Genomic DNA, 743 nt, shown 5'->3' on the forward strand with positions numbered 1-743 from the left:
CTATCCGTGTTTCCGTGGCAAACTTTACTTTAGCCTTCAAATATTCGTTTGTTTCGTGCAGACACAAACCGATACACCAGTCCCCATGACTGTGCACTTTAGCATAACCTATAGAAAGGTCTAGCTCCCTCTCTTCAAGGAGAGGGCGGGGGGAGAGGTTTTTTTTACTATCCGTGTTTCCGTGGCAAACTTTACTTTAGCCTTCAAATATTCGTTTGTTTCGTGCAGACACAAACCGATACACTAGCCCCACGGCTCTACACTTTCGCATAATCTATAGAAAGGTCTAGCTCCCTCTCTTCAAGGAGAGGGCGGGGGGAGAGGCCCCCTATTTCACGCCGAGCCCAAAATTCCCATCCAATTTTCAGAAAGACACAAATTTTCACTAATTCTTTTAAATGTATTATTTAAACTACGTTTTAATCAAGGTGAGATTCTGATTTCTACAGCTATAAAATTTGTTGAATTCATACAGTGCTATTTCCAATATTTAATTTTGCCTAGAATGCTTTCCAGCCAATAAAACGTTTTAACAATTTGTTTTTTAATCAACTGAACTCCGGTTCAATAAAGCAAATAAATATTTTAAAGACAATTCAAACCACGATAATTATCTATTTTATCATAGTTAAATCTAAATTCCAAATCAAAATAATACACGTTCCTAATTCTTTGTCTTTTTAAAAATACATTGAAATCATGGTATATATTTCATGATTTTGGGGTATTTTTTTCTCTTTTCT

This window comes from Pedobacter fastidiosus (assembly GCF_014306625.1).
Taxonomy (GTDB): Bacteria; Bacteroidota; Bacteroidia; order Sphingobacteriales; family Sphingobacteriaceae; genus Pedobacter; species Pedobacter fastidiosus.